Source organism: Streptomyces sp. MS19, from assembly GCF_047200595.1.
In the GTDB taxonomy this organism is placed as follows: domain Bacteria; phylum Actinomycetota; class Actinomycetes; order Streptomycetales; family Streptomycetaceae; genus Streptomyces.
This window is the reverse complement of the sequence record NZ_JBJZOH010000056.1, coordinates 1-23,971: the sequence shown is the minus strand read 5'-3', so window position 1 is coordinate 23,971 and position 23,971 is coordinate 1. Positions and strand designations below refer to the sequence as shown.

Sequence of the window (23,971 nt, the reverse complement as noted above, 5' to 3'; positions counted from 1 at the left end):
CCTCCCCCCCCCCCCCCCCCCCCCAGGGCCTGCGGGAGCCCCCGCGTCAGCCGCCGAACTCCTGGAGGCCCTTGAGCGCCTGGTCGAGCAGCGCCTGTCGCCCGGCCAGTTCCTGCTCCAGCTTGTCGGCCTTGGCGTTGTTGCCCGCAGCGCGGGCGCGCTCCGCCTGCTCCCGCAGCCGGTCCACCGCGTCCTGGAGCTGACCGGTCAGCCCCGCGGCACGCGCGCGCGCCTCCGGGTTGCTCCGGCGCCACTCGGCGTCCTCCGCCTCGGCGACGGCCCGCTCGACGGCGTGGATACGGCCCTCGATCCCGGCCCGCGCGTCCCGCGGCACATGCCCCACGGCCTCCCAGCGCTCACCGATCGACCGCAGCGCGGCCCGCGCGGCCCGCAGATCCGTGACCGGCAGGAGCTTCTCGGCCTCGGCCGCCAGCTCCTCCTTCCGCGCCAGGTTGTCCCGCTGCTCGGCGTCCCGCTCGGCGAACGCGCCGCCGCGCGCCTGGAAGAAGACGTCCTGCGCCGCGCGGAAGCGGGTCCACAGGTCCTCCTCCGCGTCACGCTGCGCCCGGCCCGCCGCCTTCCACTCCGCCATCAGCTCGCGGTACCTGGCGGCCGTCGTGCCCCAGTCCGTCGAGCCCGAGAGCGACTCCGCCTCGGCGATCAGTTTCTCCTTGCGCCGCCGCGTCTCCTCGCGCTGCGAGTCCAGCGCGGCGAAATGCGTCTTGCGGCGCTTCGAGAAGGCCGACCGTGCCTGGGAGAAGCGGTGCCACAGCTCGTCGTCGGTCTTCCGGTCGAGCCGGGGCAGGCCCTTCCACGTGTCCACCAGGGCGCGCAGCCGGTCGCCCGCGCTGCGCCACTGCTCGCTCCCGGCCAGTTCCTCGGCCTCGGCGACCAGTGCCTCCTTGGCGGTCCTGGCCTCCTCGGTCTGCCGCGCCCTGGCGGCCCTGCGCTCCTCGCGCCGGGTGTCCACGACCGCGACCAGCCCGTCGAGCCGCGCGGCGAGCGCCGCGAGGTCCCCCACCGCGTGCCCCTCGTCCACCTGCTCGCGCAGGTGCCCGATGGCGGCCGTCGCGTCCTTCGCGGACAGGTCGGTCGTCCTGACCCTGCGCTCCAGGAGGTCGATCTCCACCACGAGGCCCTCGTACTTGCGCTCGTAATAGGCGAGGGCCTCGTCGGGCGACCCGGCCTGCCAGGAGCCGACGGTCTTCTCGCCCTCCGCCGTCCGTACGTAAACGGTCCCCGTCTCATCGACGCGGCCCCATGGCTCGCTGCTCACAGCGCCTCCTCGTTTGATGCGCGCGACAGGGCGTGACGCCCCCGGCATCGTCCACACTTCTCGCCCGGTCCCACCGGCTGCCGGGTCCCCCCGGCCGGTGCCGACACCTTGCAGAGGCCAACATAGGCGACAGTCCGCCCGGCTGTCCGCACCTTGCCGGGCGGAACTTCCCGGCGGACGGCCCGCCGTACGCCCCGGTGAGGGGCCTCAGTCGCCCTCGCTCCTGGACACCGTCGCCTCGTCGATGACCACCGTCGCGTACGGCGCGGTGTTGCCCGACGCCGGGTCCGCCGGGGCCGCGCCCGTCTCCGCGATGGTCTGCAACACGTCCATGCCGGCCGTCACCGTGCCGAAGGGGGTGTAGTCCGGCGGGAGCTGGCTGTCCTCGTAGACCAGGAAGAACTGGCTGCCACCGGTGTCGCGGCCCTGGTCCTGCGTCGGGTCGTACTGGTTGGCCATCGCGACCGTGCCCGCCGGGTACACGCTGTCGGCGATCTCGGGGGCGTCCAGGTTCTCGTCCGGGATGGTGTAGCCCGGACCGCCGGCGCCGGTGCCCTCGGGGTCGCCGCACTGGAGGACGTGGATGCCCTCGGTGACGAGCCGGTGGCAGCGCGTGTGGTCGAAGAAGCCCTCGCCCGCGAGGAAGCTGAACGAGTTGACGGTGCGGGGCGCGACGGACGCGTCCATCGTGATCTCGATGTCGCCGCAGGTGGTGGACAGCGCCATCGTGTACGTGGCGTCGGTGTCCACCGTCATCTCGGGCTCCTCCTCCCACTGGTCCCCGGACGGCTCGCCCTCGGCGGGCGCCGCGCACGGGTCCTCGGGCGGGTCGCTCGCCTCGGTGGTGGGCTCCTCCGAGGCCGCGGCCGCGGCGTCCTGCGCCGGGTCCTCGTCGTCCTGGTTCACCAGCACGAGGGCGGTCACGCCCCCGGCCACGACGATCACCAGCAGGGCCGACAGGAGCACCCGGAGCAGGCGGCTCCGGCGCGCCCTGACAGCCCGGCGCCGCTGCTGCCGCTCCCATTTGGCCCGTGCGAGCTGCTTGCGCCGCTGATCCTTGGTGGACACCGCGCTCTCCCTCTCTCGGCCGGTCCTCGACCGGCGACTGGACCCGTCGTGGCGTCACCGTATACGGGTTCGCCCGCGCTGCACCGCCGCCGGTAGGCTCCTGTCACGACAGGACCGCCGCCGACGACCGAAGGACGATCGTGCTCATCGCTGGCTTCCCCGCCGGAGCCTGGGGGACCAACTGCTATCTGGTCGCGCCCGCCGCCGGCGAGGAGTGCGTGATCATCGATCCCGGCCACCGGGCCGCGCCCGGTGTCGAGGAGGCCGTCGCCAGACACCGGCTCAAGCCCGTCGCCGTCATTCTCACCCATGGGCACGTCGATCATGTCGCCTCGGTGGTCCCGGTCTGCGGCGCGCACGGCGTCCCCGCGTGGCTGCACCCGGAGGACCGGTACATGCTGTCCGACCCGGAGAAGGCCATCGGCGCCCGCATCGGGCAACCGCTGATGGGCGAGCTGACCGTCGGCGAGCCCGACGACCTGCGGGAACTGACCGACGGCGCGCGCCTCGACCTGGCCGGCCTCTCGTTCTCCGTCGCGCACGCGCCCGGCCATACCAAGGGGTCGGTGACCTTCCGGCTGCCCGAGCGGCCCGACATCCCGCCGGTCCTGTTCTCGGGCGACCTGCTGTTCGCCGGCTCCATCGGACGCACCGACTTCCCCGGCGGCGACCCCGACGAGATCCTGCGGTCCCTGGCGCGCGTGTGCCTCCCGCTGGACGACTCGACGGTGGTCCTGTCAGGGCACGGTCCGCAGACCACCATCGGCCGCGAGCGCGCCACCAACCCGTACCTGCGGGACACGGCCGCCGGCCAGGGCGCCGCCGCGCCTCCGCGACGAGGAATGTGAAGACCCCTTCCGTGAGCACCTTCTCCGCCCCCAAGGGCACGTACGACCTGCTGCCGCCCGACTCCGCGACATTCCTCGCGGTGCGGGAGGCCATCGCCGCGCCGCTGCGGCGCTCCGGCTACGGCTACGTGGAGACGCCGGGATTCGAGCACGTCGAGCTGTTCTCCCGAGGCGTCGGCCAGTCCACCGACATCGTGACCAAGGAGATGTACACCCTCACCACCAAGGGCGGCACGCACCTGGCGCTGCGCCCCGAGGGCACCGCCTCCGTCCTGCGCGCCGCGCTCCAGGCCAACCTCCACCGCGCCGGGAACCTGCCCGTCAAGCTCTGGTACTCCGGCACCTACTACCGGTACGAGCGCCCGCAGGCCGGGCGCTATCGCCACTTCTCCCAGGTCGGCGCCGAGGCGATCGGCGCCGAGGACCCGGCGCTCGACGCCGAGCTGGTCATCCTGGCGGCCGACGCGTACCGCGCGCTCGGCCTGTCCGGCGTACGCCTCCTGCTCAACTCCCTCGGCGACCGCGAGTGCCGCCCGGCGTACCGCGCCGCGCTCCAGGACTTCCTGCGCGGCCTCGACCTGGACGAGGAGACCCGCGCCCGCATCGAGATCAACCCGCTGCGCGTCCTCGACGACAAGCGGTCCGACGTGCAGCGTCAGCTCGACGGGGCCCCGCTCCTCGTTGATCACCTGTGCGAGTCGTGCAAGGAGTACCACGAGCGGGTGCGCGAGCTGCTCACCGCGGCGGGCGTCGCGTTCACCGACGACCCGAGGCTCGTGCGCGGCCTCGACTACTACACGAGGACCACGTTCGAGTTCGTCCACGACGGGCTCGGCTCCCAGTCCGCGGTCGGCGGCGGCGGGCGGTACGACGGCCTGTCCGAGCTGATCGGCGGCCCGCCCCTGCCGTCGGTGGGCTGGGCGCTCGGTGTGGACAGGACCGTGCTCGCGCTGCGCGCCGAGGGCGTCGGGCTGCCGGTGCCCGCCGGCACCGACGTCTTCGCGGTGCCGCTGGGCGAGGAGGCGCGGCGGACGCTGTTCGGCGTCGTCACGGAGCTGCGGCGTGCCGGTGTCGCGGCGGACTTCGCGTACGGCGGGCGCAGCGCCAAGGCGTCCATGAAGGCCGCCAACCGCAGCGGCGCGCGCTTCGCCGTCGTCGCGGGGGAGCGCGACCTGGCCGAAGGCGTCGTCCAGGTCAAGGACCTCGACAGCGGCGAGCAGGCACCGGTCGCGCTCGACGGCCTGGCCGACGAGCTGGCGGCCCGGCTGTCCGACGGCGCGGCGGGCGTCTGACGGGGTCCGCCACCGTTCCGCGACTGCTGCGTCACTGGGGCAGAATGGCTGGGTACGGGCAGACCGGCCGTCCGTACCCGGTCCCCGACCGGTGACGTCGAAGGAACGGATGGGCGGGATGGCGGCTTCGGCTGTGGACGAGGTGCGGACGGGCGGCTCCGAGGTGGAGCCAGGCCGGCGGCCGGGCACGGGCGCGCCGCGCTGGTTCGCGCTGCTGCTGGTGGTCACCGGCGCCGCCGGGCTGCTGGCGTCCTGGGTCATCACGCTGGACAAGTTCCACCTCCTGGAGGATCCGGACTACACCCCGGCGTGCAGCCTCAACCCGGTCGTCTCCTGCGGCTCGATCATGGAGAGCGACCAGGCCCAGGTCTTCGGCTTCCCGAACCCGATGCTCGGCCTGGCCGCCTACGGCGCGGTGATCGCGATCGGCATGGGCCTCCTGGCGGGCGCGCGGTACGGGCGCTGGTTCTGGCTCGGGCTCCAGGGCGGCACGTTCTTCGGCGTCGCCTTCTGCACCTGGCTCCAGTACCAGTCGCTGTACGAGATCAACGCGCTGTGCCTGTGGTGCTGCCTCGCGTGGGTCGCGACGATCACCATGTTCTGGTACACGACGGTGCACAACGTCCGGCACGGCGTGCTGCCGGCCCCGGCGGGCGCCCGGCGGTTCCTGGACGAGTTCCACTGGCTCCTGCCCGTCCTCCACGTCGGGATCATCGGCATGCTGATCCTGACCCGCTGGTGGGACTTCTGGACGAGCTGAGCGCCGTCCCCGCAGGTCACGGCACCGGGAGCCCGGCTGTCAGCGGGGTGGCTTAGGGTCGGATGTCGTGGAGCCCGATCTGTTCACCGCCGCGGCCGAGGAACGTGCCGAGAAGGACCCGTCCGCGCGCCCGCTGGCCGTACGGATGCGCCCGCGTACCCTCGACGAGGTCGTGGGCCAGCGGCACCTGCTGCGGCCCGGTGCGCCGCTGCGCCGCCTCGTCGGCGAGGGCGGGGGAGGGCCCGCCGGCCCCTCGTCCGTGATCCTCTGGGGCCCGCCCGGCACCGGCAAGACGACGCTTGCCTACGTCGTCAGCCAGGCCACCGACAAGCGCTTCGTGGAGCTGTCGGCGATCACCGCGGGCGTCAAGGAGGTGCGGGCCGTCATCGACGGCGCGCGGCGTTCCTCGGGGGCGTACGGGAAGGACACCGTCCTCTTCCTGGACGAGATCCACCGCTTCAGCAAGGCGCAGCAGGACTCCCTGCTCCCGGCCGTCGAGAACCGCTGGGTGACGCTGATCGCCGCCACGACGGAGAACCCGTACTTCTCGATCATCTCCCCGCTCCTGTCCCGCTCACTGCTCCTCACCCTGGAGCCGCTCACCGACGACGACCTGCGCGGGCTGCTGCGCCGCGCGGTGGCCGACGAACGGGGCCTCGGCGGCGCCGTGACGCTGCCCGGGGACACCGAGGCCCACCTCCTGCGGATCGGCGGCGGCGACGCGCGCCGTGCGCTGACCGCCCTGGAGGCGGGGGCGGGCGCGGCGCTGGCCAAGGGTGAGGAGGAGCTGACGCTCGCCACCATGGAGCAGGCCGTGGACCGGGCGGCCGTCACGTACGACCGGGACGGCGACCAGCACTACGATGTCGCCAGCGCGCTCATCAAGTCCATCAGGGGCTCCGACGCGGACGCCGCCCTGCACTACCTGGCGCGGATGATCGAGGCGGGGGAGGACCCGCGCTTCATCGCCAGGCGGCTGATGATCTCGGCCAGCGAGGACATCGGCATGGCCGACCCGACGGCCCTCCAGACAGCCGTGGCGGCGGCCCAGGCCGTGGCCATGATCGGCTTCCCCGAGGCCGCCATCACGCTGAGCCACGCCACCATCGCCCTCGCGCTCGCGCCCAAGTCGAACGCGGCGGTCGTCGCCATCGGCGAGGCGCAGGCGGACGTACGGGCCGGGCTCGCCGGACCCGTACCGGCGCACCTGCGGGACAGCCACTACGGCGGCGCGTCCAAGCTCGGGCACGGCTCCGGCTACCAGTACCCGCACGACATCCCCGGCGGCATCGCCGCCCAGCAGTACGCGCCCGACGCGGTACGCGACAAGCGCTACTACCGTCCGACGACGCACGGCGCCGAGGCGCGGTACACGGAGGTCCTGGCGCGCGTCCGCCGCCGCCTGTCCGGCGAGGACTGACCGGCCGTCAGGAGGCCGCCGCCTCGAACAGACGGTGCATCGCCCTGCGCAGCCCCGTGATGTCCCCCACCGGCTCCGGGAAATCGAAGCGCGCGTCCCACACCGAGTCCGCCGCCCGCAGCCGCACGCGCAGCCCGAAGCGGTCCAGGCTCAGCGGGACGACGCTGTCCCACGCCTGGCACCCGCCCCCGGCGCCGTCCGTGCCCTCCGTGCCCTCGACGTCGCCCAGCAGCGTGCACAGCGTCCGCAGCTGCTCCGCGTGCGCCGCGGCGAGGTGCTGGAGCAGGTCGGCCTCGTGGCGCGCCAGCGGATCGGCCGCGGCCCCGGCGAACTCCTCCGGCTCCACGTGCGCCTGGCCCCACAGGTCGTCCGCGTAGGCCTCGCCGACCTCAAGGCGCAGCAGCGCCCAGTCCTCGCCTGGCACCGGCCCCGCCGGGTGCCGCTCGGCCAGCAGCCGGGCGGCGGCGCAGTGCTCCTCGTGATCGCGGACGGACGTCAGCCAGCCCGCCACGCAGCTCCGCCCGCGGATGCGGTGGGGCACCGAGACGGGTGCGACATCCGTGATCTCCATCACTGCCGTCACGTCGTCGTCCTGCGCGTGCGCGACGGCCCGCGCGACCGGCGAATCGGCCGGGACCAGCAGAAACACGTCTCCCGAGGGGGTGACGACGCGTGCCTGCGGCACCCCGTGCCCGAGGTCCCCGAGGTCGGCGCCCGGAATGGTGAGGGCCGCGGATGCGGTTGACTCGACCAGGGTGCGTACACGCTCGGCCGCCGAAGGCTGCCGGGCGACCGCTTCGCCACCGGGACGCGGCTGACCCTCCTCCCGGCTTCGATTCCCGATGCCGGACATGGGGCTCCCAGGTCGAATCATGCGCACTCCTCAGCTAAGGTAAGCCTCACCTAACTTACACGGAGGTTCGTTCAACGTGAACCAGTCGCGTCCCAAGGTCAAGAAGTCGCGCGCCCTCGGTATCGCGCTCACCCCGAAGGCCGTCAAGTACTTCGAGAAGCGTCCCTACCCGCCGGGCGAGCACGGGCGTGGCCGCAAGCAGAACAGCGACTACAAGGTCCGCCTGCTGGAGAAGCAGCGGCTCCGTGCCCAGTACGACATCAGTGAGCGCCAGATGGCCCGCGCCTACGACCGCGCCCGCAAGGTGGTGGGCAAGACCGGCGAGGCCCTGATCATCGAGCTGGAGCGCCGCCTCGACGCCCTGGTGCTGCGCAGCGGGCTCGCCCGCACCATCTACCAGGCGCGCCAGATGGTCGTGCACGGCCACATCGCGGTCAACGGCCGCAAGGTGGACAAGCCGTCCTTCCGCGTCCGGCCCGAGGACGTCGTCAGCGTCCGCGAGCGCAGCCGCGAGAAGCACCCGTTCCTGGTCGCCCGCGAGGGCGGGTACGCGGGCGAGGGCGAGACCCCCCGCTACCTCCAGGTCAACCTGGAGGCCCTCGCCTTCCGCCTCGACCGCGACCCCAACCGGTCCGAGATCCCGGTCATCTGCGACGAGCAGCTCGTCGTCGAGTACTACGCCCGCTGAGCCGCCCCGCCCGCCGCCTCCCCGTCGTCCGCACGGGACGCGGCGGGCGCGGGAAGCCGGTTCCCGCCCAGCTGCGAGGGGCGTACGGGCGACCCCGCCGCGGCGCCGCGCGTCGCCCCCGCCACCGACCTGCGGTACAGCGCGCGGGCGACGGCCTCGTCCATGCCGAGCCGCTCGCCCTCCTTCTGCAGCTCGCGCTGCCGCGCCGCGCCCAGGGCCTCGCGCACCATGCGCTCGCACTCGTTGTGCGGGTACATGAAGTACTCGGAGCCGAACAGCGGCATGCCCACCGAGCGCCACAGCCTGCTCGCCGCGCCCTGGAGCACCGCCGCCTCGGCCGCGTCGCCCTCGGTCGCCGTGATCAGCGCCATCATCTCGACGGACTGCACCGTTCCGACCAGGTCGCGGAACGTGTGGCTGACGCGCAGCGAGTTCTCCATCAGCTCACGCGCCGCCGCCGTCTCCTCGCGCTGCCAGGCCGCGAAGCTGAGCACGTACAGCGCGTAGACGCTGGCCCACTGCTCCCCGCTGTCCTCGCACGCCTGCCTGACCTCCTCGCACAGCTCCACGGCCCGCTCCAGGTCGCCCTGGAAGGCGATGGCCATCGCGTACTCGGAACGGCCCACGAGCACGTTGCTGTTGAACGTGCCCATGTCCTCGTACCGCCGCAGCGCCTCGGCGAGCAGCAGTTCGGCGCGCGGCATCTCGTCGCTGATCAGCGCCAGGCAGCCGTTGAGATGCACGGCGTACGCGGCTGCGAGCCGGTTGCCCGTGCGCTCGGCGCCCTCGCCGCACTCCTGGAGCACGCTGAGCGCGCCCACCGTGTCGCCCTGGAGGACGGCGACATAGCCGTAGACCCACAGCGCGTTCAGCCGGGCGTCCTCGTGGTCGGTCTCCAGCTCCAGCACGCGGTCCAGCCAGTGCCGCCCCTCGGCGATCCGGCCGCAGCCCACCCAGCAGAACCACAGGGTGGCGGCGAGGTGCAGCGCGTACCGGCCGTCCTCCTCGTCCTCCAGCGCGTACTCCAGCGCCGCCCGCAGGTTGGGCATCTCCGCGTCCAGCCGGACCGCCACCTCCGCCTGCCGCGAACTGAACCACTCCAGCTCGCAGTAGGTGACGAGCCCCGTGCACCAGTCGCGGTGCCTGCGGCGCATCCTGGCGGCGTCTCCGGTGGCCTCCAGCCAGTCGGCGCCGTACGCGCGCAGCGTGTCGAGCATCCGGTAGCGGACCCCCGCGCGCGTCTCCTCCTTGCTCACGACGGACTGCGCGACCAGCTCGGACAGCACGTCGAGCGCCTCGTCCGGCGGCAGTTCCGGACCGCCGCAGACGTACTCCACCGCGTCCAGGTCGAAGTCGCCGGCGAAGACCGAGAGCCGGGCCCACAGCAGCCGTTCCTGCGGCGTGCACAGCTCGTGGCTCCAGCCGACGGCGGTACGCAGCGTCTGGTGGTGCGCGGGCGCGCCCCTGACCCCGCCCACCAGCAGCCGGAACCGGTCGTCGAGACGCGTGAGGGTCTGTTCGAGCGAGAGGCTGCGCAGCCGCCCCGCCGCCAGTTCGAGGGCGAGGGGGATGCCGTCGAGGCGGTGGCAGATCTCCTCGACAAGCCGCCGGTTGTCGTCCGTCACGGCGAAGCCGGGCACGACCGCCCCGGCCCGCGCCGCGAACAGTTCTGCGGCCTCCTCCAGCGGGCGGCCGCCGTCCGGCTCGCTCACCGCCGCCGCGGCGGGCGGCGGTCCCGGCGGTGTGGCCGTGAGCGGCCCGAGCGGGAACAGCGTCTCGCCCGCCACGCCGAGCGGCCTGCGCCCGGTGGCCAGCACGCGCAGCCGGGGCGCGTGGCGCAGCAGCTCGTGGACCAGCTCGGCGCACGGTTCCACCAGGTGCTCGACGCAGTCCAGCACGAGCAGCAGCCGCCGGTCCGCCAGGTGGTCCGTCAGCACGGTGAGCGGCGGCCGCCTCGAATGGTCGATGATGCCGAGCGCCTCGACGACGGTGTGCGCCAGCAGGTCGGGGTCCCGGACCGACGCCAGCTCCACCAGCCAGACACCGTCACAGAAGCGCTCCTGTGACTGGCGGGCGGCGTGCAGCGCGGCTCTGGTCTTCCCCACGCCGCCCGCGCCGGTCACGGTGACCAGCCGCGAACGCGTCAACTGCTGCTTCACCGCGGTGGTCTCGGCGCGGCGGCCGATGAAGGCCGTCAGTTCCGCCGGGATGTTGCCCGGCCTGCGCCCGATACCCGGAGCGTCCCGGGCCGGCGACTCGGAGTCATGGAAGCCTCGCATGAAACACGCAGCGTACTGGTCGATATGCAGAACGTACAATTCTGGTCGCGCCGCTTGTCCCGGGCGGGTGGAATGCGGTACGAGCGCGGGCGGCGGGCGCGATAGGGTCGGGGCCTGCCGCCGCCGCGCGGAGCGGCCCGCCGGGCCCCGGCGGACGGCGACAGAACCCGGCATCACCCGATGCCTGTCCGAAACCCGTACGAGGGAAGCGGTGCGTTCGTGTCCGGTGGAGAAGTGGCCGGCCTGCTGGTGGCCGTCTTCTGGGCCATCCTCGTCTCCTTCCTCGCCGTCGCGCTCGTCCGTCTCGCGCAGGCGCTGCGCGCCGCGACACGGATGCTGGAGGAGGTCACCGACCGCGCCGTGCCGCTCCTCGGCGAGGCGTCCGCGACCGTCCGCTCGGCGCAGACGCAGCTCGACCGGGTGGACACCATCGCCGCCGACGTGGAGGACGTCGCCGCCAGCGCCTCCGCGCTCTCCGCCACCGTGGCCACCACGTTCGGCGGGCCGCTCGTGAAGGTCGCCGCCTTCGGCTACGGCGTACGCCGTGCGCTGGCACGCCGCCGCGCCGCCGACGAGCCGTCACCCACCCTCCGCACCGTGCCCGGCCGCGTACTGCCGGGACCCCGGCGCCGCCGTGCCGGGCGGCCAGGAAAGGACTGACCCACCGTGATCCGCCGCGCCTTCTGGTTCACGACCGGCGCAGCCGCCGGAGTCTGGGCCACCACCAAGGTCCAGCGCACGCTGCGCGGCCTCGCGCCCGAGAGCCTCGCCGTCAGGGCCGCCGGCCGCGCCGCGGCGGCCGGCCGCCGCGCGCGCGGCTTCGCGCTCGACGTGCGGGCTGGCATGGCGCAGCGCGAGTCCGAGCTGAACGACGCCCTGGGCCTCGACGCCGAGACCACCGATGCCGCCGGGCCCGCACGCGCGCTCCCCCCGTCACCCCGCGGGTCGTCAGACCCCATGAGCCGTCACACCGAGAAGAGGGACCACTGATGGAGTCGGCTGAAATCCGCCGCCGCTGGCTGAGCTTCTTCGAGAAGCGCGGGCACACGGTCGTGCCCTCGGCGTCGCTGATCGCGGACGACCCGACGCTGCTGCTGGTCCCCGCGGGCATGGTGCCGTTCAAGCCGTACTTCCTCGGCGAGGCGGCCCCGCCGCACCCGCGCGCGGTGAGCGTGCAGAAGTGCGTGCGCACGCCCGACATCGAAGAGGTCGGCAAGACGACGCGGCACGGCACGTTCTTCCAGATGTGCGGCAACTTCTCGTTCGGCGACTACTTCAAGGAGGGCGCCATCACGCTCGCCTGGGAGCTGCTGACGTCCTCCGTCGCCGACGGCGGCTACGGGCTCGACCCCGAGCGCCTGTGGATCACCGTCTACGAGCAGGACGACGAGGCCGAGCGCATCTGGCGCGACGTCGTGGGCGTGCCCGCCGAGCGCATCCAGCGCCTCGGCATGGGCCCCAACTTCTGGTCGATGGGCGTCCCGGGCCCCTGCGGCCCGTGCTCCGAGATCAACTACGACCGCGGCCCGGAGTTCGGCCCCGAGGGCGGCCCCGCCGTCAACGACGAGCGCTACGTCGAGCTGTGGAACCTCGTGTTCATGCAGTACGAGCGCGGCGCCGGCGAGGGCAAGGAGGACTTCCCGATCCTCGGCGAACTGCCCGCCAAGAACATCGACACCGGCCTCGGCCTCGAACGCCTGGCGATGGTCCTCCAGGGCGTCCACAACATGTACGAGACGGACACCCTGCGCGCCGTCATCGACCGCGCCGGGGAGCTGACCGGCGTCGCGTACGGCGCCGGCGGCGACAGCGACGTGTCCCTGCGCGTGGTCGCTGACCACATGCGCACCTCCGTCATGCTGATCGGCGACGGCGTCACGCCCGGCAACGAGGGCCGCGGCTACGTCCTGCGCCGCATCATGCGCCGCGCCGTCCGCAACATGCGCATCCTCGGCGCCACCGGCGAGGTCGTCGGCGACCTGGTGGACGTCGTCCTCGCCACCATGGGGGAGCAGTACCCGGACCTGCTCACCGACCGCAGGCGCATCGAGACGGTCGCCCTCGCGGAGGAGGCGGCGTTCCTCAAGACGCTCAAGGCCGGCACCAACATCCTCGACACCGCCGTCACCGAGACGAAGGCGGCCGGGGGCGGCGTGCTCGCCGGGGACAAGGCGTTCCTGCTGCACGACACCTGGGGCTTCCCGATCGACCTCACCCTGGAGATGGCCGCGGAGCAGGGCCTGTCCGTGGACGAGGCCGGGTTCCGGCGGCTGATGAAGGAGCAGCGGGACCGCGCCAAGGCGGACGCCCGCGCCAAGAAGCAGGGCCACGCAGACCTGTCCGCCTACCGGCAGGTCGCGGACTCGGCGGGCCCCTCCGAGTTCATCGGCTACGCGCACACCAGCGGTGAGGCCACGGTCGTCGGCGTCCTCGTGGACGGCGTGCCCGCCCCGGCCGCCACCGAGGGCGACGAGGTCGAGATCGTCCTCGACCGGACCCCGTTCTACGCCGAGGGCGGCGGCCAGCTCGCCGACACCGGCCGCATCCGGCTGTCCTCCGGCGCCGTGGTCGAGGTCCGCGACGTGCAGCAGCCGGTGCCCGGGGTGTTCGTGCACAAGGGCGTCGTGCAGGTGGGCGAGGTGACCCTCGGCGTCGCCGCCGACTGCCGCATCGACCTCGCGCGCCGCCGTGCCATCGCCCGCGCCCACAGCGCCACGCACCTGACCCACCAGGCGCTGCGCGACGCCCTCGGCCCGACCGCCGCGCAGGCCGGCTCGGAGAACTCACCCGGCCGCTTCCGCTTCGACTTCGGCTCCCCGACCGCCGTGCCCGGCACGGTGCTCGCCGACGTCGAGCAGAAGATCAACGAGGTCCTCGCCCGGGAGCTCGACGTCACCGCCGAGGTGATGTCGATGGACGAGGCGCGCAAGCAGGGCGCCATCGCCGAGTTCGGCGAGAAGTACGGCGAGCGCGTGCGCGTCGTCACCATCGGCGACTACTCCAAGGAGCTGTGCGGCGGCACGCATGTGCACAACACCGCGCAGCTCGGCCTCGTGAAGCTGCTCGGCGAGTCGTCCATCGGCTCGGGCGTGCGCCGCGTCGAGGCCCTGGTCGGCGCCGACGCGTACCGCTTCCTGGCCCGCGAGCACACGGTCGTCGCCCAGCTCACCGAGCTGGTGAAGGGGCGGCCCGAGGAACTTCCCGAGCGCATCTCGGGGATGCTCACGCGGCTGAAGGACGCCGAGAAGGAGATCGAGCGGTTCCGCGCCCAGAAGGTGCTGGAGGCCGCGGGCGGCCTCGCCGCCGCCGCGCAGGACATCGGCGGCATCGCGTTCGCCGCCGGGCGGGTGCCGGACGGCACGACCGCCGACGACCTGCGCCGCCTCGTCCTCGACGTCCGCAGCCGCGTCCCGGGCGACCGGGCGGCCGTGGTGGCGCTGTTCACCGTGGTGAACGGGCGCCCGCTCACCGTCGTCGCGACCAACGAGGCCGCGCGCGGACGGGGCCTGAAGGCCGGTGACCTGGTGCGCGTCGCCGCGAAGGCGCTCGGCGGCGGTGGGGGCGGCAAGCCGGACGTCGCGCAGGGCGGCGGCCAGGACCCGGCCGCCGTGGACGAGGCGCTGGCGGCCGTCGAGCGGCTGGTCGCGGAAGCCGCGTGATGCGACGCGGCAGGCGGCTCGGCGTCGATGTCGGCGAGGCCAGGATCGGGGTCGCGAGCTGCGACCCCGACGGGCTCCTGGCCACGCCGGTGGAGACGGTCCCGGGGCGCGACGTGCAGGGCGCCCAGCGGCGGCTGGCGGAACTCGTCGCCGAGTACGAGCCGGTCGAGGTGGTGATGGGCCTGCCCCGGTCGCTGAACGGCCGGGAGGGCCCCGCCGCCGCCCGGGTCCGCGCCTTCGCGCGGGAGACGGCGCGGCGGGTCGCCCCGGTGCCGGTCCGGCTGGTGGACGAGCGGATGTCCACGGTCAGCGCCGCCCGTGACATGCGGGCGGCGGGGGTCTCGTCCCGCAAGGGGCGTGCGCGTATCGACCAGGCCGCGGCGGTCGTTATCCTGCAAAGCGCCCTGGAGAGCGAGCGGACTTCGGGGCAGCCACCGGGGCAGTGCGTCGAAGTGGTTGTCTGATCGCGATACGGTAACGTTCCGCGCCAAGGGCAGTCGTGCCGGTTTCCGGGGGGTGCGCCGACCGCCGTCTTGCGTCTCAAGGGGATCGATGACTGAGTATGGCCGGGGGCCTGGCCCCGAACCGTGGTACCCGGACAACGATCCGCTGTACGGGGAGCGCGACTGGGCGGCGGAGCAGGGCCAGGGCGTTCCCCAGCCGGGACAGCAGGACGGCTGGGACCAGTACGGCCAGCAGCAGTACCAGCAGGGCCAGGGATACGACCCCCAGTACGGGCAGCAGGGTCAGCACGGCCAGCAGCAGTACTACGGTCAGCAGGGCGCCTGGGACCAGGGCGGCAACGGCGGTCAGTACGGCGCCGAGCAGTACGGCGGCCAGTACCAGGACGGCCAGTACGACCAGACGGGCCAGTTCTACGCCGACGACCCGTACGCCGGGCAGCAGGCCGCCGGGTACGGTGCCGACGCGTATCAGGACCCGTACGCCGCGCAGGGCTATCAGCAGGGTCAGCAGCAGATGCAGCAGCAGGCCCAGCAGCACGGGCAGCAGCCCTACCCGCAGGACCCGTACCAGCAGGCCGCGTTCCAGCAGGGAGAGGCACCCGGTGCGGGAGCGCCCGCCGCCGAGCCGAGGCCCCCGGCCCCGCGCCGTCACGACACCGCGCCCGACAGCCCGCCCGACACCTCGCCCGACCCCGAGACGGGCTGGGACCCTGGACCCGACCAGGGCGAGAGCGACTTCTTCTCCAAGCGGGACGACGACTGGTCCGACACCGACGACCGCGCCGACCGCAGGGGCGGCAGGACCGACGACGACGGCAAGGGCGACAAGCAGAAGCGCCGCCGCGGCGGTTGCGGCTGCATGGTCGCCGCCGTCCTCGTCGTCGGCGCCCTCGGCGGCGTCGCGTACTGGGGCTACGGCTTCTACCAGGACCGCTTCGGCCCCCCGGCGGACTTCTCGGGCGAGGGCACCGGCGAGGTCGAGTTCACCGTGGAGGACGGCGACACCCTCTCCGACATCGGCAACCGGCTGCGCAACGAAGGCATCGTCGCCAGCCACGACGCCTTCGTCGCCGCCGCCGGGGACCGGGGCATCGAGGTGGGCATCTACACGCTGCGCCACGAGATGTCCGCCGAGGCCGCCGTCGCGCTGATGCTCGAAGGCCCTGGCGCCAACGCGCTCATCATCCCCGAGGGCGAGCGCGCCGCCGACATCTACACCATCGTCGACGAACGGCTCGGCCTGGACGAGGGGACCACCGCCGAGGTCGCGGAGACCGCCGACCTCGGCCTGCCCGACTGGGCCGAGGGCGACATCGAGGGCTTCCTGTGGCCCGCGCGCTACGACGTCGGCGAGGGCACCACCCCCGAGGACCTGCTCACGCAGATGGTGCAGCGCGCCGAGGCCGAGTTCACCGAGATCGACCTGGAGGACGCCGCGGCCGGACTGGACCGCAGCCCGCGCGAGATACTCACCATCGCGTCCCTCATCCAGGCCGAGGCCCAGGCGGACGAGGAGTTCGGCAAGGTCTCGCGCGTGATCTACAACCGCCTCGACATCGACATGAGGCTCCAGTTCGACTCGACGGTGAACTACGCGCTGAACCGCTCCACGCTCGACGTCTCGCTGGAGGACACGGAGGTCGACTCCCCGTACAACACCTACGAGGAGTACGGCCTGCCGCCGGGCCCCATCGAGAACCCGGGCCACCAGGCACTGGAGGCGGCGCTCAACCCGGAGGACGGCCCCTGGCTCTACTTCGTCACCGTCACCCCCGGCGACACCCGCTTCACCGACGACTACGAAGAGCACGACCGCAACCGCGAGGACTTCAACGAGGCGCAGCGGCAGGGCGACGGATGACCCGCCGCGCCGCCGTCCTCGGCTCGCCGATCGCCCACTCGCTCTCCCCGGTGCTCCACCGCGCCGCCTACCGCGCGCTGGGCCTCACCGACTGGACCTACGACCGCTTCGAGATCGACGAGGGCACGCTCGCGCCGTTCCTCACCGGTCTCGGACCCGAGTGGGCCGGCCTGTCGCTGACCATGCCGCTGAAACGTGCCGTCATCCCGCTGCTGGACGAGATCGGCCCGGCCGCCGCGTCCGTCGAGGCAGTGAACACCGTCCTGTTCACCCCCGACGGCCGCCGCGTCGGCGACAACACCGACATCCCCGGCATCGCCGCCGCCCTGTGCGAACGGGGCGTCACCCGCGTCGGCCGCGCCGCCGTCCTGGGCGCCGGTGCCACCGCCTCCTCGGCCCTCGCCGCCCTGGCCGGCGTCTGCGACGGCGAGGTCACCGCGTACGTACGCTCGCCCGCCCGCGCCGCCGAGATGCGCGGCTGGGGCGAACGCCTCGGTGTCCCCGTCGCGACCGCCGACTGGTCCCGCGCCCACGAGGGCCTGACAGCCCCCCTCGTCGTCGCCACCACCCCGGCGGGCGCCACCGACGCCCTGGCCGCCGCCGTGCCCGAGCGCCCCGGGACGCTCTTCGACGTGCTGTACGACCCCTGGCCCACCCCCCTGGCCGCCGCGTGGGCGGAACGCGGCGGCCCGGTCGTCGGCGGGCTCGACCTCCTCGTCCACCAGGCCGTCCTCCAGGTCGAGCGGATGACGGGCGTCCCCGCCGCCCCGCTGGCCGCCATGCGCGAGGCGGGCGGGAGCGCGCTCGCGGCCCACTGACCCGCCGGGCCGTCTCGCGGGTCAGACAGCCCGCGGGCCGCCCGGGGCGGACATGGGAGGATCGTGCGGCAAGACCGGCAGGGCCGTCCCGGCCGAGGAATCGCACGAGGCATCCCAAGGAGCACCGTTGAGCAGGCTGCGCTGGCTGACCGCGGGGGAGTCGCACGGACCCGCACTGGTGGCGACGCTGGAGGGGCTGCCCTCCGGCGTCCCCGTCACCACGGACATGGTGGCGGACGCGCTGGCGCGGCGTCGGCTCGGCTACGGGCGGGGCGCCCGCATGAAGTTCGAGCGGGACGAGGTCACCTTCCTCGGCGGCGTGCGGCACGGCCTGACGCTCGGCTCCCCGGTGGCCGTCATGGTAGGCAACACCGAGTGGCCCAAGTGGGAGCAGGTCATGGCGGCCGACCCGGTGGACCCGGCCGAACTGGCCGCGCTCGCCCGCAACGCGCCGCTCACCCGCCCCCGCCCCGGCCACGCCGACCTCGCGGGCATGCAGAAGTACGGCTTCGCCGAGGCGCGCCCCATCCTGGAACGCGCGTCCGCCCGTGAGACGGCGGCCCGCGTCGCCCTCGGCGCGGTCGCCCGCTCCTACCTCAAGGAGACGACGGGCATCGAGATCGTCTCCCACGTGGTCGGCCTCGGCGCGGCCGGGGCTCCGCACGGCGACCTGCCGACCCCCGCCGACACCGAACGCCTCGACGCCGACCCGGTGCGCTGCCTCGACCCGGGCGCGAGCGCCGCGATGGTCGCGGAGATCGACCAGGCGCACAAGGACGGCGACACCCTCGGCGGCGTCGTGGAGGTCCTCGCGTACGGCGTCCCGGTCGGCCTCGGCTCGCACGTCCACTGGGACCGGCGGCTCGACGCCAGGCTGGCGGGCGCGCTGATGGGCATCCAGGCCATCAAGGGCGTCGAGGTGGGCGACGGCTTCGGCCTCGCCCGCGTCCCCGGTTCGCGGGCGCACGACGAGATCGTCGCCACCCCGGACGGCATCCGCCGCGCCTCCGGCCGCTCCGGCGGCACCGAGGGCGGCCTCACCACCGGCGAACTCCTGCGCGTACGCGCCGCGATGAAGCCCATCGCGACCGTCCCGCGCGCCCTCGCCACCGTGGACGTCGTCACCGGCGAGACGGCACGCGCGCACCACCAGCGCTCCGACGTCTGCGCGGTGCCCGCCGCGGGCATCGTCGCCGAGGCGATGGTCGCGCTGGTGCTCGCGGACGCCGTGGCGGAGAAGTTCGGCGGCGACAGCGTCCCCGAGACGCGGCGCAACGTCACCGGCTTCCTCAGCTCCCTGGAGGTCAGGTGACCGCCGGCCCCGCCGCGATCCTCGTCGGCCCCCCGGGGTCCGGCAAGTCCACCGTCGGCGCGCTCCTGGCCGCACGCCTCGGCCGCACCGTCCGCGACACCGACGCGGACGTGGAGCGCGCCGCGGGCAAGACCGTCTCCGAGATCTTCCTCGACGACGGCGAGGCACGCTTCCGCGCCCTGGAGGCGGCGGCCGTCCGCGCCGCCGTCACCGGGCACGACGGCGTCGTCTCCCTCGGCGGCGGCGCCGTCCTCGACCCGGGCACCCGCGCCCTGCTGGCCGGCCTGCCGGTGGTCTTCCTCGACGTGCCGCTCGCCGAGGCGATGAAGCGGGTCGGGCTCGACGCCTCCCGCCCCCTGCTGGCCATCAACCCCCGCCAGCGCTGGCGCGCCCTCATGGAGGAGCGCCGGCCCCTGTACACCGAGGTCGCCCGCGCGGTCGTCACGACCGCCGACCGCACCCCGGACGAGGTCGTCCAGGCGGTGCTCGACGCATTGGAGCCCACGACAGCATGACCACCCCCGAGGAGAAGCCGGCCGCCGTCACCGTCGGCGGCCAGGACGGGACCACCCCGTACGACGTCCTCATCGGCCGGCGCCTGCTCGGCGAGCTGCCGGGGCTGATCGGCCCCGCCGCCCGCCGGGTCGCCGTCCTGCACCCCGAGGCGCTCGCCGAGACCGGCGAGGTGCTGCGGCAGGACCTCGCCGACCAGGGGTACGAGGCCATCGCGATCCAGCTGCCGAACGCCGAGGAGAGCAAGACGGCCGAGGTCGCCGCGTACTGCTGGAAGGCGCTCGGCCAGACCGGCTTCACGCGCAGCGACGTCGTGGTGGGCGTCGGCGGCGGCGCCACCACCGACCTGGCGGGCTTCGTCGCCGCCACATGGCTGCGCGGCGTGCGCTGGATCGCCGTCCCGACGACGGTGCTCGGCATGGTGGACGCGGCGGTCGGCGGCAAGACCGGCATCAACACCGCCGAGGGCAAGAACCTCGTCGGCGCCTTCCACCCGCCCGCCGGGGTCCTGTGCGACCTCGCCGCGCTCGACTCGCTGCCCGTGCACGACTACGTGTCCGGGCTCGCCGAGATCATCAAGGCCGGGTTCATCGCCGACCCGGAGATCCTGCGGCTGATCGAGTCCGACCCGGGGGCGGCGCGGCGGCCCGACGCCCCGTTCACCGCCGAGCTGATCGAGCGGTCGGTCCGCGTCAAGGCCGAGGTCGTCAGCGCGGACCTGCGCGAGTCGGGGCGCCGCGAGATCCTCAACTACGGGCACACCCTCGGCCACGCCATCGAGAAGAACGAGCGCTACACGTGGCGGCACGGCGCCGCCGTCTCCGTCGGCATGGTGTTCGCCGCCGAACTCGGCCGCATCGCGGGCCGCCTCGACGACGCCACCGCCGACCGGCACCGCGCCGTCCTCACCTCGGTCGGCCTGCCCGTCACCTACCGGGGCGACCAGTGGCCCCGGCTGCTGGACACCATGCGGATCGACAAGAAGACCCGCGGCGACCGGCTGCGCTTCATCGTCCTCGACGGCCTGGCGAGACCGGCCGTCCTGGAGGGCCCCGACCCGGCGATGCTGCTGGCCGCGCACGCGGAGATCGCCGCATGAGCCGCCGCGTCCTGGTCATCAACGGCCCCAACCTCGGCCGCCTCGGCTCCCGCGAGCCGGACGTCTACGGCTCCACCTCGTACGCCGGGCTGGTCGAGCGCTGCACTGCGGCCGGGAAGGAGCTCGGGCTCGACGTCGAGGTGCGCGAGACGAACGACGAGGGCGAGCTGATCCGCTGGCTGCACGAGGCCGCCGACGGCGCGCTCCCCGTCGTCCTGAACCCCGGCGCGTTCACCCACTACTCGTACGGCATGCGCGACGCCGCCGCCCAGCGCACGGCTCCGCTGGTCGAGGTGCACATCTCCAACCCGCACCGGCGCGAGGAGTTCCGGCACACCTCGGTGGTCGCCTCCGTCGCCAGCGGCACCGTCGCGGGCTTCGGGATCGGCTCGTACGTCCTCGCGCTGCGCGCCGTCGCCGAGGAGCTGGCCGACTGACGCGCCCGGCGCGGCACCCCGGGGCCGTCCCGCGCGTTGATCCGGACGGGAGAGCGGGAATCAGAGAGAGCACCGCGATCACAGCGATCCCAGCGGTCACGGGCTGACACGGACGCCCGGTACCGTGTGGAGCGCTCGAAGACATGCGCGAGCCGTCCGGCCGCGCACGGACACCCAGGTGGGGGAGCTGATGCATCAGCCCGGCGCCATGCCGGTGCCGCCCGCGGCACCGGCCGACGGCCAGACGAGCGGACACGTCCAGCTGCCGCCCGGGGCCGTGATCCCGGCCGCGGCGGCCGCACCCGGCGCGGCCGTGCCCGACGCCGCGCACGCCGGTGTCGCGGTCCTGCTGATCGGGCCGGCCGGCGCGGGGAAGACCACCGTGGCCCGCCACTGGGCGGAGCGCAGGCCCGTCCCGACCGCCCACATCAGCCTTGACGACGTGCGCGAGTGGGTGCGCGCCGGGTTCGCCGACCCGCGCGCCGGGTGGAACGACCGCTCTGAGGCCCAGTACCGCCTCGCCCGCCGCACCTGCGGCTTCGCCGCGCGGAACTTCATGGCGAACGGCATCTCCTGCATCCTCGACGACGCCGTCTTCCCCGACCGGCCCGCCGTCGGCCTCGGCGGCTGGAAGCGGCACGTCGGCCCCGGGCTCATCCCCGTCGTGCTGCTGCCGGGGCTCGACGTGGTCCTCGAACGCAACGCCGCCCGCACCGGCACCCGCCGCCTCTCCGACGAGGAGGTGGCCACCATCCACGGCCGCATGGCCGGCTGGTACGGCTCGGGCCTGCCCATCATCGACAACTCGCGGCACGACGTGGCCACCACCGCGAGGATGCTCGACGAGGCCGTCGCCCGCAGCCTCACCAGCCCGCCGCAGTGGTGAGGGGCGCACGACGGCACACGCGCCCGCGCGCCCGCTCGTCCGGACGCGTCGGGACGGCCGTCCCGGCGCGCGCTGCGTAGGCTCGGTGCATGTCCGAGGTACTCGCCGGCCGGCGCTCACAGCTGCGTGCCCGCTCCGCTCCGGCGGGGCCGGACGCCGTCGTCGTGACAAGACCGGCCAACGTCCGCTACCTCGCGGGCCCGGCGCCCGCGGGGGCGGTCCTGCTGCTCGGCCCCGGCGGTGACGACGTCCTGCTCGCCCACCGCGACCCCACGGTCGACCCCGTCGGCGCCCGCCGGCCGGGCGCCAGGTGGCCCGACCCGGGGGCGGCCGAGGACTCCGGGCTGCGCCTGGTGATCCTGGAGGCGGGCGAGGACCCGGCCGTCGCCGCCGTGCGGATGGCCGCCGGGACGGGCGTGACCTCGGTCGCCGTCGAGGAGCACCATCTGACGGTGGCGCGGCACCGGGCGCTGGCCGCCGTCGCGCCGGGCGCGGCCCTCACGGACCTGGACCGCGCCGTGGAGCGGCAGCGGCTCGTGAAGGACGAGGACGAGATCGCCGCCCTGCGGGGCGCCGCCGAGATCACCGACCGCGCCCTGGGGGAGCTGCTGGAGTCGATCCTCGTCGGCCGGACGGAGCGCCACCTGGCCCTCGAACTGGAACGGCGGCTGGTCGACCACGGCGCGGACGGCCCCGCGTTCCCCACCTCCGTCGCCACCGGCGGCCACTCAGGTCTCGCGGGGCACCGGCCCACGGACCGGCGGGTCGAGGAGGGCGACTTCCTGACCGTGCGGCTCGGCGCCAGCTTCCGGGGCTACCGGTGCCAGATCGGACGCACGTTCGTCATCGGCACGACGCCGGCCGACTGGCAGATCGAGCTGTACGAGGTCGTCTTCGCCGCCCAGCGGGCCGCCAGGGAGGCGCTCACGCCCGGCGCGGAGCTGCGGGCCGTGGACCGGGCGGCCAGGGACGTCATCACGGCGGCCGGGCACGGCGGGGCCCTCGGGCCCGTGACGGGCCGCGGGGTCGGCCTGGAGATCGGGGAGGACCCTCGGCTGTCCCCTGCCGCCATGGGTAGACTTGGCCCCTGTGTGCCGGTCACCGTCGAGCCGGGGGTCCATCTTCCAGGCCGGGGCGGTGTCCGGATCGACGACACGCTCGTCGTCCGCCCACCGGCGGACGGCGGACCCGAGCTACTCACCATCACGACCAAGGAACTCCTCGCCCTGTGACCCCGTCCGGGGGCAGCCGCGCGGGGGGACCGTGGTCTCCCCCCAGCAGCAGTCCGTAGGAGATTCCGCAACCGTGGCCACCACGAACGACCTCAAGAACGGCATGGTGCTCAAGCTCGACAGCGGCCAGTTGTGGTCCGTAGTCGAGTTCCAGCACGTCAAGCCCGGCAAGGGCGGCGCCTTCGTCCGCACCAAGCTCAAGAACGTGCTCTCCGGCAAGGTGGTGGACAAGACCTTCAACGCCGGCACCAAGGTGGACACGGCCACGGTGGACCGGCGCGGGATGCAGTTCTCCTACAAGGACGGCACCGACTTCGTCTTCATGGACACCGAGACGTACGAGCAGCTCTACGTCACCCCGGAGACCGTGGGCGAGGCCGCCAACTACCTTCTGGAGGGCCAGGACTGCACCGTGGCCATCCACGACGAGAACCCGCTGTTCGTCGAACTGCCCGCGGCCGTCGAGCTCGTCGTCGAGTACACCGAGCCCGGTGTGCAGGGCGACCGCTCGACCGGTGGCACCAAGCCGGCGCGTCTGGAGACCGGCTACGAGATCGGCGTCCCGCTGTTCATCACGACCGGCGAGAAGATCAAGGTCGACACCCGCTCAGGTGACTACCTCGGCCGGGTGAACAGCTAACCGTGGCCGCCCGCAGCAAGGCCCGCAAACGAGCCCTGCAAATCCTCTTCGAGGCCGACCAGCGCGGTGTCCCGCCGACCGAGGTGCTCGCCGGCTGGGTCACCCTGTCGCGCTCCGACGAGCGGCAGCCGCCCGTCAGCGAGTACACCCGCACCCTGGTGGAGGGCTACGAGCCCCGCGCCGCGCGGATCGACGAGCTGCTCGCCCAGTACGCCGTCAGCTGGCCGCTCGACCGCATGCCCGTGGTCGACCGCAACATCCTGCGGCTCTCCGCCTATGAGCTGATCTGGGAGGACGACACTCCCGACGCCGTGGTGCTGGACGAGGCCGTGCAGCTCGCCCGCGAGTTCTCGACGGACGAGTCCCCCGCGTTCGTGAACGGGCTGCTGGGCCGTCTGAAGGACCTCAAGCCCTCCCTGCGTCGCTGAGCGTCGCCGGAGCCGCCGAGGAGCCTCCACACGGGCCCCAGGGGCACGGGACGAGCACAGGACGACCTCACCGGGCCGTATGGCAGTACGGGGCCCCACCGCGCGGTGGGGCCCCCCACCTCCCCCCGACCCCGGGAG

23 protein-coding genes are annotated in these 23,971 nt (G+C 73.8%); 19 read left to right on the top strand and 4 right to left on the bottom strand.

All coding sequences use genetic code 11. The features are described 5' to 3' along the window. Positions 1 to 46: 46 nt before the first annotated feature. Entirely contained in the window at positions 47 to 1,276 is a 1,230-nt protein-coding gene (locus ACL02R_RS28325; RefSeq protein ID WP_412799815.1) for a DUF349 domain-containing protein, read from the bottom strand. A 207-nt stretch (positions 1,277 to 1,483) separates the two neighbouring features. After that, positions 1,484 to 2,344 carry a peptidylprolyl isomerase gene (locus ACL02R_RS28320; protein ID WP_412799814.1) on the bottom strand — a complete coding sequence of 287 codons (861 nt, stop codon included), beginning with the start codon at positions 2,342 to 2,344 and terminating at the stop codon, positions 1,484 to 1,486. A gap of 140 nt (positions 2,345 to 2,484) precedes the next feature. On the opposite strand from ACL02R_RS28320, the gene ACL02R_RS28315 reads away from it, so the two are divergent. The 4 genes from ACL02R_RS28315 (at position 2,485) to ACL02R_RS28300 (ending at position 6,664) form a co-directional block, all read left to right on the top strand. Further along, positions 2,485 to 3,192, top strand: a complete 708-nt coding sequence (locus ACL02R_RS28315; RefSeq protein WP_412799813.1) for an MBL fold metallo-hydrolase — start codon at positions 2,485 to 2,487, stop codon at positions 3,190 to 3,192. A gap of 11 nt (positions 3,193 to 3,203) precedes the next feature. Then, positions 3,204 to 4,484 (top strand): histidine--tRNA ligase, encoded by a 1,281-nt coding sequence (hisS, locus tag ACL02R_RS28310; protein ID WP_412799812.1) that lies wholly within the window; start codon positions 3,204 to 3,206, stop codon positions 4,482 to 4,484. Positions 4,485 to 4,602: 118 nt separating this feature from the next. Then, the gene (locus tag ACL02R_RS28305) at positions 4,603 to 5,244 is read left to right on the top strand and encodes a vitamin K epoxide reductase family protein (RefSeq protein ID WP_412799811.1); all 642 of its coding nucleotides are present in this window, start codon (positions 4,603 to 4,605) and stop codon (positions 5,242 to 5,244) included. A 67-nt stretch (positions 5,245 to 5,311) separates the two neighbouring features. Then, positions 5,312 to 6,664, top strand: a complete 1,353-nt coding sequence (locus tag ACL02R_RS28300) for a replication-associated recombination protein A (RefSeq protein ID WP_412799810.1) — start codon at positions 5,312 to 5,314, stop codon at positions 6,662 to 6,664. 7 nt (positions 6,665 to 6,671) lie between these two features. Here the strand turns inward: ACL02R_RS28300 and ACL02R_RS28295 are convergent, their stop codons facing one another. Continuing rightward, the gene (locus ACL02R_RS28295) at positions 6,672 to 7,538 is read right to left on the bottom strand and encodes a DUF2470 domain-containing protein (RefSeq protein ID WP_412799809.1); all 867 of its coding nucleotides are present in this window, start codon (positions 7,536 to 7,538) and stop codon (positions 6,672 to 6,674) included. 55 nt (positions 7,539 to 7,593) lie between these two features. Between ACL02R_RS28295 and rpsD the strand changes: the two genes are divergently transcribed. Then, positions 7,594 to 8,205, top strand: coding sequence for a 30S ribosomal protein S4 (gene rpsD / locus ACL02R_RS28290; RefSeq protein WP_362968487.1), 612 nt, complete (start codon positions 7,594 to 7,596; stop codon positions 8,203 to 8,205). On the opposite strand, the gene ACL02R_RS28285 is transcribed toward rpsD, so the two are convergent. Further along, positions 8,193 to 10,484, bottom strand: coding sequence for an ATP-binding protein (locus ACL02R_RS28285; protein WP_412799808.1), 2,292 nt, complete (start codon positions 10,482 to 10,484; stop codon positions 8,193 to 8,195). The two genes, rpsD and ACL02R_RS28285, sit on opposite strands and share 13 nt — an antisense overlap. Before the next feature lie 219 nt (positions 10,485 to 10,703). Between ACL02R_RS28285 and ACL02R_RS28280 the strand changes: the two genes are divergently transcribed. The 14 genes from ACL02R_RS28280 (at position 10,704) to nusB (ending at position 23,833) form a co-directional block, all read left to right on the top strand. Continuing rightward, positions 10,704 to 11,144, top strand: a complete 441-nt coding sequence (locus tag ACL02R_RS28280) for a DUF948 domain-containing protein (RefSeq protein WP_362968485.1) — start codon at positions 10,704 to 10,706, stop codon at positions 11,142 to 11,144. 6 nt (positions 11,145 to 11,150) lie between these two features. Then, complete coding sequence (locus tag ACL02R_RS28275; protein WP_412799807.1) at positions 11,151 to 11,474, top strand: DUF6167 family protein; 324 nt, start codon at positions 11,151 to 11,153, stop codon at positions 11,472 to 11,474. Further along, the gene (gene alaS, locus ACL02R_RS28270; protein ID WP_412799806.1) at positions 11,474 to 14,143 is read left to right on the top strand and encodes an alanine--tRNA ligase; all 2,670 of its coding nucleotides are present in this window, start codon (positions 11,474 to 11,476) and stop codon (positions 14,141 to 14,143) included. The genes ACL02R_RS28275 and alaS overlap by 1 nt, the downstream gene beginning before the upstream one ends. Further along, entirely contained in the window at positions 14,143 to 14,607 is a 465-nt protein-coding gene (ruvX, locus tag ACL02R_RS28265; RefSeq protein WP_412799805.1) for a Holliday junction resolvase RuvX, read from the top strand. The genes alaS and ruvX overlap by 1 nt, the downstream gene beginning before the upstream one ends. An 88-nt stretch (positions 14,608 to 14,695) precedes the next feature. Then, positions 14,696 to 16,468: an endolytic transglycosylase MltG gene (gene mltG / locus ACL02R_RS28260; protein WP_412799804.1), complete on the top strand. Its 1,773-nt coding sequence runs from the start codon at positions 14,696 to 14,698 to the stop codon at positions 16,466 to 16,468. Further along, positions 16,465 to 17,286 carry a shikimate dehydrogenase gene (locus ACL02R_RS28255; RefSeq protein WP_412799803.1) on the top strand — a complete coding sequence of 274 codons (822 nt, stop codon included), beginning with the start codon at positions 16,465 to 16,467 and terminating at the stop codon, positions 17,284 to 17,286. The genes mltG and ACL02R_RS28255 overlap by 4 nt, the downstream gene beginning before the upstream one ends. A gap of 127 nt (positions 17,287 to 17,413) precedes the next feature. Then, positions 17,414 to 18,598, top strand: a complete 1,185-nt coding sequence (aroC, locus tag ACL02R_RS28250; RefSeq protein ID WP_412799802.1) for a chorismate synthase — start codon at positions 17,414 to 17,416, stop codon at positions 18,596 to 18,598. Continuing rightward, positions 18,595 to 19,113, top strand: coding sequence for a shikimate kinase (locus ACL02R_RS28245; RefSeq protein ID WP_412799801.1), 519 nt, complete (start codon positions 18,595 to 18,597; stop codon positions 19,111 to 19,113). Before aroC ends, ACL02R_RS28245 begins: the two co-directional genes overlap by 4 nt. Then, entirely contained in the window at positions 19,110 to 20,210 is a 1,101-nt protein-coding gene (aroB, locus tag ACL02R_RS28240) for a 3-dehydroquinate synthase (RefSeq protein WP_412799800.1), read from the top strand. Before ACL02R_RS28245 ends, aroB begins: the two co-directional genes overlap by 4 nt. Further along, entirely contained in the window at positions 20,207 to 20,647 is a 441-nt protein-coding gene (gene aroQ, locus ACL02R_RS28235; protein WP_398843589.1) for a type II 3-dehydroquinate dehydratase, read from the top strand. The genes aroB and aroQ overlap by 4 nt, the downstream gene beginning before the upstream one ends. A gap of 103 nt (positions 20,648 to 20,750) precedes the next feature. Then, positions 20,751 to 21,533, top strand: a complete 783-nt coding sequence (locus ACL02R_RS28230) for an AAA family ATPase (protein ID WP_412799816.1) — start codon at positions 20,751 to 20,753, stop codon at positions 21,531 to 21,533. An 89-nt stretch (positions 21,534 to 21,622) separates the two neighbouring features. Continuing rightward, on the top strand, positions 21,623 to 22,765 hold the full coding sequence (locus ACL02R_RS28225) for an aminopeptidase P family protein (RefSeq protein WP_412799799.1): 1,143 nt from the start codon (positions 21,623 to 21,625) through the stop codon (positions 22,763 to 22,765). Between the two features lie 73 nt (positions 22,766 to 22,838). Continuing rightward, entirely contained in the window at positions 22,839 to 23,405 is a 567-nt protein-coding gene (gene efp, locus ACL02R_RS28220; protein ID WP_412799798.1) for an elongation factor P, read from the top strand. Positions 23,406 to 23,407: 2 nt separating this feature from the next. Further along, complete coding sequence (nusB, locus tag ACL02R_RS28215) at positions 23,408 to 23,833, top strand: transcription antitermination factor NusB (RefSeq protein ID WP_362968471.1); 426 nt, start codon at positions 23,408 to 23,410, stop codon at positions 23,831 to 23,833. Positions 23,834 to 23,971 lie beyond the last annotated feature (138 nt).

Bases quoted from the DNA above. Each gene is read 5' to 3' on its own strand.
- ACL02R_RS28305 (WP_412799811.1), top strand. From the start codon at position 4,603: ATGGCGGCTTCGGCTGTGGACGAGGTGCGGACGGGCGGCTCCGAGGTG.
- ACL02R_RS28295 (WP_412799809.1), bottom strand. From the start codon at position 7,538: ATGATTCGACCTGGGAGCCCCATGTCCGGCATCGGGAATCGAAGCCGG.
- ACL02R_RS28285 (WP_412799808.1), bottom strand. From the start codon at position 10,484: ATGCGAGGCTTCCATGACTCCGAGTCGCCGGCCCGGGACGCTCCGGGT.
- alaS (WP_412799806.1), top strand. From the start codon at position 11,474: ATGGAGTCGGCTGAAATCCGCCGCCGCTGGCTGAGCTTCTTCGAGAAG.
- ruvX (WP_412799805.1), top strand. From the start codon at position 14,143: ATGCGACGCGGCAGGCGGCTCGGCGTCGATGTCGGCGAGGCCAGGATC.
- mltG (WP_412799804.1), top strand. From the start codon at position 14,696: ATGACTGAGTATGGCCGGGGGCCTGGCCCCGAACCGTGGTACCCGGAC.
- ACL02R_RS28255 (WP_412799803.1), top strand. From the start codon at position 16,465: ATGACCCGCCGCGCCGCCGTCCTCGGCTCGCCGATCGCCCACTCGCTC.
- aroB (WP_412799800.1), top strand. From the start codon at position 19,110: ATGACCACCCCCGAGGAGAAGCCGGCCGCCGTCACCGTCGGCGGCCAG.
- aroQ (WP_398843589.1), top strand. From the start codon at position 20,207: ATGAGCCGCCGCGTCCTGGTCATCAACGGCCCCAACCTCGGCCGCCTC.
- ACL02R_RS28225 (WP_412799799.1), top strand. From the start codon at position 21,623: ATGTCCGAGGTACTCGCCGGCCGGCGCTCACAGCTGCGTGCCCGCTCC.